We start from the raw sequence: 11,994 nt of genomic DNA on the forward strand, positions 1-11,994 counted from the left end.
GACTAAATTAACTAAGCAAACTCAGTCACCCAGCAAACTCAATCAGCTACATAAACGCAAAAAGACAGGCTTAATGTCCCTAGCTTACTAACTCAAAATGGGTTTGATAAGTTTGCGCCCAGCGTAATAGTTCAACTCTGTTTCGGGATTGTGTTTTACGAAAAACAGAAGAGATATGGGCTTTTACAGTATGCTCACTAATGCATAAGCGATGGGCAATTTCTTTATTTCTAGCACCACTAGACACTAGCTGAATAATGGTCCTTTCTCGATTAGTCAGCATTTGTAACATGGCAACCGTATCTGCAGGAATTTCGTTATTATTATCAAGCTTTTGAACTAAACGTCTAAAAATTTTACTGATCAATGGTCTGTCGTACCAAAGCTCATCAGATACCATCTTACGTAAACCTGTTAACATCAAGTCCATTCGTTGATCTGAATATAGCAGTCCACGCACGCCCAGCAATAATGCAGTCTCTTGATCTAATGAGCCGCGTTCTACTTGATATAAGGCTACGGGGACATGATTAACAATACGCGATACCAATAGAGGAATACCTTTGCTATCAAGGGCCGCGCCTTTTTGAGCCACAAGATAAAAACTATTAGACTTTTTTTCGAACTCTAATTCAGCAGCATTCTTAACAATGCGTGTCTTTAAGCCTATCGATTCAGCAAGAATAGCTAAATGGCAAGGTGCCGATAATTGGTGTAAAAAAACCAATTCATATGTATTGGAACTCATCACTCTTCTCCCTGAAAAGTTTAATTTGTTCAAGTGCTCCTAAGTATTAGGTTTAACCACATCATCAATAAGCGAAAGTGCTTAATACTTGAACATCATCCTGTGTTTGATTTTATACCTAAATCTTACCTTGAAGCCAGATACAATTGCTCATAAACGCCTAGAATTAAGGTAAATGAATAAACAGAGTAATAAGGGTAGTAGAAATTAACTAGAACAAAGAGAAAGTTTGTCAGTCAAAAGTATTAATAATAGTTTTGACTGATAAATCATAATGTTTTTAACTAGGGCTTAATGGCGACATTCAGATTTTGAATTTGTCGATTATGCAAACGAGTGCACAATAATAGTCCAAAACAACCCCCTATTAATGCAAGAAACATGTCAGACTGGGTATCCCATACATAACCTTGGGTGCCTAAAAAGGCTTCTGCATTTTCACCCGTTGCGGCGGCAACCCACCATTCTATCAGTTCATAGAATGCAGAGAATGCTAATACAAAACAGACTGACAAAAACTGGCACCAGGCTCCCAACTGTAACACCCCATTACGCAACATGATTTCTCTGGCGATAATAACAGGCACAAAACCTTGGGCAAAATGGCCTACTTTGTCGTAATTATTGCGCTCGCTACCCATCACTTCTGCTAACCAATCAAACAAGGGTACTTCGGCATAGGTATATCTGGCTCCAACCATTAACACGATGCAATGGATTAAGATCAACCAGTAAGCCAAAGGGGTTAATTTAAAACGGTTTCGAGTAAAAAATAAAATAGGCAAAGCTATTAAAGCGGGAATAGCTTCTAACCACCAAGTGAACATATCTTTGGGATCACTCACGGACCAAAGTAGCACCGCGACATAAATTAGCATCCATATAACTTTATTCAGCAATGTAAATTCCTCTTGTTCTATATTGTTCTAAAATTAGAATATTAACTTTAGCCATCTAGCCCTCCACAACTGGCCAAAAAAGTGCTACTTTGGCTAGGCGCTGGAAGTCGCAAATTATTCCTAAAGTAGAATTGACCTTATTGGCCGTTTCTAAGGTTGGTAACTTGACGTCGCTTGGGAACAGATATCAAGCATAAACTAATTGATATTATAAGCATAAGTACTAATTTAACTAGGTACTAAATCAGCAATTATACATTAGAGGGTACCCATATCATGGCGAAACATTCGCTTGACAAGGATAAGATCAAAATCCTGCTGTTGGAGGGCGTCCACCAAAGTGCGGTAGATGTACTAGAAAGAGCAGGCTATACCAACATTGAATATCACAAAGCCTCGCTAGGCGAAAGTGAGTTATTGGAGTCCATAAAGGATGCTCATTTCGTTGGTTTACGCTCGCGCACTCAATTAACTGCTGAAGTACTTAGCCATGCAGAGAAGCTGGTTGCGATCGGCTGTTTTTGTATTGGAACCAACCAAGTTGATCTTGCCGCGGCAGAAAAACTCGGTGTGCCTGTTTTCAACGCGCCATTCTCTAATACCCGCAGTGTGGCTGAATTAGTCATTGGTGAAATCATCATGCTAATGCGCGGCATTCCACAACGTAACGCTCAATGTCACCGCGGCGGCTGGCTAAAAAGTGCCAACGGCAGCGTTGAAGTGAGAGGAAAAACCCTGGGTGTCATTGGTTACGGCCATATTGGTACTCAGTTAGGCATTTTGGCTGAAACCTTAGGCATGCGAGTCATTTTCTTTGATATTGAAGATAAATTACCGCTCGGCAATGCCTCACAAATTCACAGCCTAGAAACATTACTGGCCACAGCTGACGTTGTAAGCTTACATGTTCCTGAAACGCCACAAACCAAAGATATGTTTGGTGAAAAAGAATTTAGCCAAATGCGCAAAGGCAGTTTCTTCATCAATGCCTCTCGCGGCACAGTTGTTGATATAGACGCCCTTGCTCAGGCAGTTAAGTCTGAGCATATTGCAGGCGCAGCTATTGACGTTTTTCCCGTTGAGCCTAAATCAAATGATGATGAATTTGTTAGCCCACTTCGTGGCTTAGACAATGTGATACTGACACCGCATATTGGTGGTAGTACCGCTGAAGCTCAAGAAAACATCGGTATTGAAGTGGCAGGCAAGCTAGCTAAATACTCTGATAACGGTTCAACCGTATCGGCAGTTAACTTCCCTGAAGTGACTCTAGCACAGCATGCTGGCACATCTCGTCTACTGCATATTCACCATAACCGTCCTGGTGTGTTGATCAAAATTAACCAAGCATTTTCGGCTAAAGGTATCAACATTGCAGCTCAGTATCTGCAAACTACCGCTGAAATTGGTTACGTGGTAATGGAAGTCGATTCAGACCAAGCTGAAGAAGCCTTAGGTGAACTGAAACTGATTGAAGGCACAATTCGTACCCGCGTATTGTTTTAATATCGGTAGCATCAGATCACAGTAACAATAAAACGACTATTTATCATATTTAGATAGTCGTTTTTTATTGCCTTGCCCCTTTAGAGTCACCACCGATTGGGCTACACTGCTGGCATTATGTTGCTGTATTACAGGAAACCCTATGAGCCTTTCAATAAGTCAACCAGATTGGGCCCCCACCCAAGACACACCTGCAATAATGCTAGCTAACCTGAATCATTTAGGCCTTATAGAAGTAACGGGTGAGCAAGGTCGCAGCTTTATTCAGGGCCAAGTGACCACTGATATTACCTCACTTGCCGCAGACCAATGGCGCTGGGGCGCACACTGTGATGCCAAAGGTAAAATGTTAGCCAGTTTCCGCGCTTTTGTATTACAAGACAGCTTATTTATGCTGATGCCCACCAGCGCATTAGCGATTGATTTACCCCAGTTAAAAAAATATTCAGTATTTAGCAAAGCAGAGTTAGTTGATGCATCAGCTAACTGGCAATTAATCGGTATTGCAGGCAGCGATGCCAACACTTTTGTAAAACAACATTTTGCCGAAGTTAGCCCTGAAACAGCCAACGAAGTCACTATCGTTGACGGTGGTTTACTGCTTAAAGATGGCCAGCGTTTCATCGCCATGTTAAGCCCAGAAAAAGCCCAAACCATTTGTGCAAACCAAACGATATATAGCGCCGCGGCATGGCAAGCATTAGAAATCAAAGCAGGTTACCCTAATATTCCAGGCATACATGCCAACCAATACGTGCCACAAATGTGTAATGTGCAGTCAATTAATGGCATCAGCTTTACTAAAGGCTGTTATATGGGGCAAGAAACCATCGCCCGTATGAAGTATCGTGGTGGTAACAAACGCGCACTTTATATCTTATCTGGCACCAGTAGCCAAACGTTAACAGAAGAAACGGTATTAGAAATCGCCCTTGAAGGCGGCTATCGTCGTGGCGGCGCTATCATTGAGTTTGTTCAGCAAGGCGATCAAGTATTACTCACGGCTGTGTTAGCCAATGACACTGAAGCAGATGCGACTTTGCGTATTGCTGGTGATGAAGAATCTGCTTTAACGATTATGCCGTTACCTTATTCGCTAGAAGCTTAAGGTTGTTTGCTCTGAGATATTTGCAAATTGAGCAATAACAACTGAAATGGCTATCAAATCGATAGCCATTTTTATTTTGTGTAAAGTGCTTTTTATGTGGTTTTTCCACCTACAGCTCATGATAGAAAGACACAAGGTTTAAAAAAGTTAAACAAATAGACAAGCACGATAATATCCTTACTGCATTGATATTGGCTGAATAAGTTAAATTGAGGCTCAACGCTGAAACAAGCTACCCAATACAAATACTGCCAAGGTCTTAAAACGAAAAACAGCGAATGGGCCTAAACCACATTCGCTTTTATACAACATCAAATCCAAAATCCCTTACTTCAATTGGCTATCCAAAAAGGCAGCTAACGATTTATACAAATGATTACGCACTTTCTCACCACGCATTGAATGCTTAGAACCCGGGTAATCCATCATTTGAAATAACTTACCTTCGTCCTGCAAGGCTTTATAAACCCGAGTGCTGTTTTCAAATAACACGTTGTCATCCGCCATACCGTGGTACATCAACAGCCCTGACTGGTAGTTTTTCACGTAAGGTAAAACACTGCCGGCATCATAACCCTGCTTGTTAGCCTTAGGGCTGCCCATGTAACGCTCAGTGTAATGACTGTCGTATAAACGCCAGTCAGTGACTGGTGCGCCTGCAATGGCAGCCTTGAAGTAGTCAGGGGCTTTAAACTGGCTCATCAACGCCATGTAACCACCATAACTGTGACCATAAATAGCCACATTATCGCCGTCAACAAACGGCAGGCTACGTAAATAATCGACACCGACTTTTTGATCGCGTACCTCAGCATCACCCATGTTTTGATAAATCACATATTCGAATTTTGTGCCGCGATGCGCTGAACCGCGATTGTCTAATTGGAACACCGCATAACCTTGTTGCAATAAATACTGAGTAAAGTAATCCGCCTCACTCCATGCATTAACCACTAATTGGGCATGAGGCCCGCCATAAACTCGCACCACAACAGGGTATTTTTTGCTGTCATCAAATGGTATAGGTTTAAATAAACGGTATTGTAATGTTTGACCATCGTCGGCACTTAAATGACCAAATTCCGGCATCGCCCATTGACCTGCTAATGCATAAAGTGGGTGTGAAGCATTCACTTCATTTTGTTCAACCCAAGATAATTGCTTGCCGGACTCATCATGTAAACTGATTTGCGGTGGCTGCTGTAAACTGCTGAAGTAATCTAGATATACCGGCTTATTTTCAGCAAAGACACTTTGATGCATACCAGAGCGTTCACTAATACGTTCTATGCTTTGGCTGCCTTTAGCTAAGTTAACTCGATATAAGTGACGCTCAACCACGCTGTCTTTGCGACCAGAAAAATACAACCAACCTTGTTTTTCATCAACATAGTCAAGGCTATCAACCACCCACTCACCTTGCGTTAATTGGCGTATCAGTTGACCGTTTAAATCAAATAAATAAAGGTGATTAAAACCATCACGCTCTGACGCCCAAACTAAAGCTGATTGCTGTTTTAGAAAGTGCAAATCATTATGTAAATTAACCCAGGCATTACTGCGCTCTTTGACAATGGTTTTAGTCTCAGTTGGCTTGCTAATATCCACAATGCGTAAATCTAACGCTTGTTGATTACGGCTTTGCCATTGAAATGATAAATGCTGGCTGTCAGGCAACCATTTTACTCGCGGTAAATAAATGTCTGTTTCTTTACCTAAATCAATCCATTGGGTTTTGATGTCAGTGACGGATACCACACCCAGTTCAATGGTCACATTTGGCTTACCTGCATAAGGGTAACGCTGCTCGGTAAGCTTAATACCGTCGGCATAAATCTCATTGCGGGTCACAAGCTCAACACCTGACTCATCAATACGGGTAAAGGCAATATGTGATTCATCAGGTGACCACCAGTAACCTGTCATTCTGTCCATTTCTTCTTGGGCAACAAATTCTGCCATGGCATTTTTAATTGGCCCTTTACCGTCTTTGGTCAACACGGTAATTTTTTTACTCGTTAAATGAAGCACAAATAGGTTTTGATCGCGCACAAAAGACACATAATTGGCTTTAGGCGACAGACGGGCATCGGTAACAAAACCTTCCCCGGTATCAAGTACATTGACGGCGTTGCTTTTAACATCAAAAAGATACAATTGACCAGATGCAGGAATTAAAATTGACTGACTATCATCAGCCCAAAAGTACTCCATGATCCCTTGACCATAAATACGTTGACGCTCACGACGGGCTTTTTCTTCATCGGATAATTCATCCGCGGCTAATTTGTCCGCATCAATCAAACGACTGCGTACACCACTGCTGATCTCCATTTGCCATAGATCATAAAAGCTCTGGTTATCATCTCGACCAGCAAGGTATGTCACACGTTTACCGTCTGGCGATAAACTTAATCCTCTAGGACTTGAGCCCGCCAATGCTGGCGAAGCGTGGATGCGCTCTATAGTTAATGCGTTATCGCCACCCTTTAAACCAGTGAGCGGTAAAGTGGTATTAAATATAATATTGATGCTTGTTATGTATTGAGCATGATTAACTGATGTCATTTGAGTCGCCATAGATGATGTACTGGCAAATAGAAAAGGCACTGCAGAAAAAGCAGCCAAGGCTTGTTGCTTCCATGTAAGGGTCATTATTATTTTTCCTGAAAAATTTTTACACAGGCATTCTGCCTGAATTCATCTTAAAACGAAAATGCCTCATCAAGCGCTGAAATTTACGCCGTTCTAAGGTATGATCGCCGCCAATAAGATTCAAAAAATAATTAATTATAATCATCTTCAAGAATAACCGACCTTAACCTTAAACTTGTCATAGGAATAAGCATGCAAACTTTGGCACAAACCCTTACAACACAAGCAGTAAAACCCTCTCTTACTGAACTTATATTATCGTTAGCTGACACATCTAAAGCCATTAGTGGCGCTGTGCGTCATGGTGCGTTAGCCGGGATATTAGGCGCAACAGAGCAAGAAAATATTCAAGGTGAAACACAAAAGAAATTAGATGTGATCACTAATGACATGCTTAAAGATGCGTTAAAAGCTGAAGGCAATGTACGCGGATTAGCTTCAGAAGAAGAAGATTATGTGGTTGAAGTGAGTAAACAAGGCGAGTACCTAGTGTGTTTTGACCCGCTAGACGGTTCATCAAACATTGATATTAACTCACTTGTGGGCACAATTTTCTCAATATTACCTGCCCCTACGGGTGAGCTAAACGAGCAAAGTTTTTTACAAGCTGGCCGCAAGCAAGTGGCTGCCGGTTATGTGCTGTATGGTCCATCTACCATGATGGCATTAACCACAGGCCAAGGGACGCAGTTTTATACCCTAAACCCTGGCAGCGGTGAATTTTTACTGACCAATGACAATGTACAAATTACCCCTGATACCGCTGAGTTTGCGATTAATATGTCAAACCAACGTTTTTGGGAAGCGCCAATGCAAACCTATATTGCCGATTTACTATTAGGTAAAATCGGTCCACGCGAACGGTCATTCAACATGCGTTGGATTGCCGCTATGGTAGGTGATGTGCATCGCGTTCTTTGTCGTGGCGGTATTTTTACTTACCCAACAGACAACAAAAATCCAGCTAAACCATTCAAGCTACGCTTAATGTATGAAGCTAACCCAATGGCATTTTTGGTTGAACAGGCCGGTGGTAAAGCCTCTACCGGTTACGAAACTATTCTAGACATCATGCCAACTGAAATTCATCAACGTGTTGCAGTGATTTTAGGTAGCGCTAACGAAGTTGATACCTGCTTAAGCTATCATGGTATTGATTATAGAGAAGAACCTGTAATTGATTAAGTTATAACCATTAACAACAAACCGCCTTTGGGCGGTTTTTTTGTTTGTAAAATAATCGTGTCATCAAACTTTTGTTTGAACCTAGCGCCTTTACTTTACAATGGTTTGGTTAACCTCTAAGTTAGCCCGCTTGACAGTTACCTAAGGACGACAACGATGTCGCGCAGTGTCCAATCTCATAAAAATACATATCTTGGGATAGTTATTGTATTTGTGCTTTTCAGCATAGGGGCTTATACCTATATCAATTCAAACTCAAACGAAGCCCCCTCATCAGGCTCTGTTTTGGTTTTACCAATAACATTGACAGCAGAAGCCACTGAACCTTGGTGGAATATGTATGCTGCAATGGATAATCTCAACCACCAATTAACGCTAGGGGCTAAGTTCCCTATACTGCAAACTGAAGATGTGATCAGTATGATGCAACTCGCTGATGCTGGTAGTACGATTAATAGCACTCTAGATAACTCTGAGCATCATTTTGATATAAAAAGACTAATGGCTATTTCAGGTGCCACTTATATTATTGAAGCTAATATCACCAAAGCCAATAACGGCTATCAGTTAACCTATAATTTGCATCAAGAAAATCATCAGCAACATCAGCAACAACAGATAATTGAGGCAGCAACAGTAGATTCATTAATGACTTTAACCGCAGCTGATATTAACCAACAGATAAACCCTAACAATATTGCACCACCTTCAACATATCATTCAAACTTTGATAATTTACAACTCATTAAAGGTCTTGGCTTTATGCAATCTGGCGACTGGACTTTTGCACAACAGCAATTAACCCAGACTATTGCTGCAGAACCTGAAAACCTACTCGCCAGACGATTATTAGCAGGACTGCAATATCAAAACACCCAATATACCTTAGCTAAAGCAACGTTAACTTCAGCAATTGAACACGCTACAGCGATTAACAATGAACGTGAACTAGCAAAATTAAGGTTATTACTAGCCCAGACAGCTCTAGAAATGACTGAAATTGAGCCCGCATTAGCGTTACTGTCAGTTGCCAAAACTCACGCAGCCAAGGTGAATGAATGGCTATACTTAGGCTATATTGCACAACTTGCTGGTGTCATTAACCAGCGACTTGGACGTAATGAAGAGGCAAGACTGCAATTTAAACAAGCGATTAAGTACCATCGAATGATGGGGTACCCTATCGGCCAATCACAATCACTTAATTTGCTTGTTGAACTTGAAATTGTTGAACACAATTATCCCCAGGCGTATCGCGATATTGCCCGATCATTTGAACTAATCTCGGGCTTAGGGTTAACTGAAATGGAAGCGGCAACATTAACCTTAATGGCAAAAGTCGAAGATAAACGCTAAGGCAGTTAACATCACCTTGGATATCTATACGCTCTACAAAACAAAAAAACGGCCTTAAATTAAGGCCGTTTTTTTTATGATACATACAGATAGCTATTATACTTTTTCTTCAACACGGTGCGGTGCTTCCGTTTGATCGACAATAGTTAATACCGCAGTATCACCCACTACATTGCATGACGTTAGTACCATATCAATAATACGGTCTAATGCAGCCACAATAGCAAAAGCTTCCACAGGTAAACCCATTTGATGGATTAATACGCCAATCATCACCATACCACCGCCGGGTACGCCACCAGCACCGACAGACAATAAGAACACACTAAACAGTAATGCCGGAATTTGCTCATTACTGATTGGCATGCCATAGGCATTGGCAACAAAGAAAATAGCAATAGTGATATAAATAGACACCCCGCCCATGTTCATGGTTGCCCCTAGTGGCACGCCAAAACCTGCAACAGCTTTACTGACACCAAGCTTGTCCGTTAGGGTACGCATAGTCACTGGAATGGTAGCATTTGATGATGCTGTAGAGAGTGAGAATAGGATTTGCTCTTGGGTTTTAGCGCGAAATGTTTTAGCCGAAATAGGCGTAAAAAAGCTAACTGCATAGGGATAAACCACAAAAATCCATAGTAATAACAAGCTTAAAATGAGTACTAAGTATTCTACAACACTGACAAAGACTTCAGGCTCTAAGGTCGCTCCAAGTTTGAACATTAAGGCAAACACACCGATAGGCGCAATGCTCATCACCACAGAAATCAAACGCATCATAATCTTGTTAGCGGTTTGAAAACCTTTTATAGCACCATCAACCGCACTGCCCATTGACTTCATCACGCCGCCTAACAGCAATGCCATAAAGATCACCTGTAACATATTGCCTGAGGTGAAAGCGGAAAAGGGATTATTGGGTACAATGCTAACAATTAAGCTGACCAGATTAGGTAACTCAGTGGCGGTGATGGTTGCAGTATCGTTACTGCTCATGTCAACGCCTTTACCGGGCTCAATGAGCATAGCAACGATAAATGCTGCCAGAATGGCTACCACGGTATTTATGATATAAAAGCCAAAGGTTTTACCGCCCAAGCGGCCAAAGCTTTTTAAATCTTGCAGTTCACACACGCCACAAATAATACTGACAAATACCAATGGCACCACAAGCATCATGATCATATTAACGAACATGGTGCCTATGCCGCCGGTAATATTGACTAACGTACCGGAGAAAAATGCAACATCAGCCAGTGCAAATTGCACAATACTGCCTAAAATTACCCCTAGAAAAAGACCCGTAAAAATACGGGCTGATAATGACTTCATCATTTACTTATACATCCTTATTATTGCCTAGATTAATTCAGGCTTGTTGTTTTAGTGCCAAGATACTGAGCCATCAACATTCATATTTCAATTAGTTGATGAATAAAAAAGTTAATTAACAGGTGAAAAATAAATACACCAGACATAAACTCATGATTTAAGTGATAAAATAACAACTGAAACAATAAAATTGGATAAAAAAACAATTAACCTTTCGCAAACAGCATAATCAATTACAGAAGCATATTGATTAGTGAAAACAAGAGGTCAACCTATTCTTGAATAGGGATTAATGTTAACTCAAGCTGATGCGCTAACATATGCTGCTGTTTAATACTGATACGATGTTGTTGCAGCCAGTCTACTAATTTGCCCCAGTTGTGTAATGCCACCTTATTAAGGTACTTCTGTTGTCGCCATTGTTTATCAAAGTCATCAGGATCATTTAATGGCGACAATGGAGATTGTTGAAATATTTGAGCTGGCTGAGATAACGAAAATACGGCTTCATTGACCAATGTGGGTGCAATAAGATACCTACAACCTTGAAGCAACTGCGCAATTTGCAACCCTGCAGGATCTAAGTCGGTAAAGGCGCTGATCTGCATTATTGGCTGTAATACTTCATTTTGTGCAATCACGTGCAATAAGCGTTTACAGCCTGCAGGTGAATGCGCGCCACTGCCTCGATAAATAATCACACCTTGCGATGTAATACTGGCTAGCGGCGGATCAAATTGAAAGTGCTTGAACTCATCAAAGCTGTCTAAGTTTTCAACCACAATAAGATGCTGCAAGTTAAATTGAAGACAAACGTCTACCACCTGCTCAACCGTCATTCTCAGACTATATTGTGCTGCAAAAGGTGGATAACAATGATGCGGAAGTTTGACCAAAACATAATTGGCATCGGGGCGAATATTGGCATACTTCTCTTTTTTACCTTGGGCGGCTAAGGTATTTCGTGGCTGATTAAAGTTCGCATCCTGCACATCAAAGCCAGTATCGAGTTGTGCCATTTCACGCAGTAAATCGCGATCTTTACCACTAAAATATAAATATTTATCCGCACCATCAGGCTCACCAATAGCAAATTGATCAAATATTTTTTGCCAATTACTGGTGAGTTTAGTGCGTGGAGATCGATTGATCACCACGGTTTGGATTGCATTAAACTGTGTTTTGGTTAACTTAGCCACACG

9 protein-coding genes are annotated in these 11,994 nt (G+C 41.2%); 4 read left to right on the top strand and 5 right to left on the bottom strand.

Annotated features, from left to right (window positions below):
* Window positions 1–79: 79 nt before the first annotated feature.
* On the bottom strand, window positions 80–748 hold the full coding sequence (locus tag FJ709_RS16935) for a helix-turn-helix transcriptional regulator (RefSeq protein WP_226411357.1): 669 nt from the start codon (window positions 746–748) through the stop codon (window positions 80–82).
* Window positions 749–1,032: 284 nt separating this feature from the next.
* Window positions 1,033–1,626 carry a DUF2238 domain-containing protein gene (locus tag FJ709_RS16940; RefSeq protein ID WP_404830065.1) on the bottom strand — a complete coding sequence of 198 codons (594 nt, stop codon included), beginning with the start codon at window positions 1,624–1,626 and terminating at the stop codon, window positions 1,033–1,035.
* 297 nt (window positions 1,627–1,923) lie between these two features.
* Between FJ709_RS16940 and serA the strand changes: the two genes are divergently transcribed.
* Together serA and ygfZ are read left to right on the top strand one after the other, a co-directional pair.
* A complete protein-coding gene (gene serA, locus FJ709_RS16945) occupies window positions 1,924–3,153 on the top strand; it encodes a phosphoglycerate dehydrogenase (RefSeq protein WP_226411360.1) in 1,230 nt (409 codons plus the stop codon).
* Window positions 3,154–3,295: 142 nt separating this feature from the next.
* Window positions 3,296–4,261, top strand: a complete 966-nt coding sequence (gene ygfZ, locus FJ709_RS16950) for a tRNA-modifying protein YgfZ (protein WP_226411361.1) — start codon at window positions 3,296–3,298, stop codon at window positions 4,259–4,261.
* A 327-nt stretch (window positions 4,262–4,588) separates the two neighbouring features.
* On the opposite strand, the gene FJ709_RS16955 is transcribed toward ygfZ, so the two are convergent.
* Window positions 4,589–6,916: a S9 family peptidase gene (locus FJ709_RS16955; protein ID WP_404829974.1), complete on the bottom strand. Its 2,328-nt coding sequence runs from the start codon at window positions 6,914–6,916 to the stop codon at window positions 4,589–4,591.
* 192 nt (window positions 6,917–7,108) lie between these two features.
* Here FJ709_RS16955 and FJ709_RS16960 point away from each other — a divergent pair, with 192 nt between their 5' ends.
* Window positions 7,109–8,101, top strand: a complete 993-nt coding sequence (locus FJ709_RS16960; RefSeq protein WP_226411362.1) for a class 1 fructose-bisphosphatase — start codon at window positions 7,109–7,111, stop codon at window positions 8,099–8,101.
* A gap of 156 nt (window positions 8,102–8,257) precedes the next feature.
* Entirely contained in the window at window positions 8,258–9,457 is a 1,200-nt protein-coding gene (locus FJ709_RS16965; RefSeq protein ID WP_226411363.1) for a tetratricopeptide repeat protein, read from the top strand.
* Between the two features lie 96 nt (window positions 9,458–9,553).
* On the opposite strand, the gene FJ709_RS16970 is transcribed toward FJ709_RS16965, so the two are convergent.
* Together FJ709_RS16970 and FJ709_RS16975 are read right to left on the bottom strand one after the other, a co-directional pair.
* A complete protein-coding gene (locus tag FJ709_RS16970) occupies window positions 9,554–10,795 on the bottom strand; it encodes a dicarboxylate/amino acid:cation symporter (RefSeq protein ID WP_226411364.1) in 1,242 nt (413 codons plus the stop codon).
* A 269-nt stretch (window positions 10,796–11,064) separates the two neighbouring features.
* Complete coding sequence (locus FJ709_RS16975; RefSeq protein ID WP_226411365.1) at window positions 11,065–11,991, bottom strand: DUF7281 domain-containing protein; 927 nt, start codon at window positions 11,989–11,991, stop codon at window positions 11,065–11,067.
* Window positions 11,992–11,994 lie beyond the last annotated feature (3 nt).

It is taken from the genome of Shewanella glacialimarina (assembly GCF_020511155.1).
GTDB lineage: Bacteria > Pseudomonadota > Gammaproteobacteria > Enterobacterales > Shewanellaceae > Shewanella > Shewanella glacialimarina.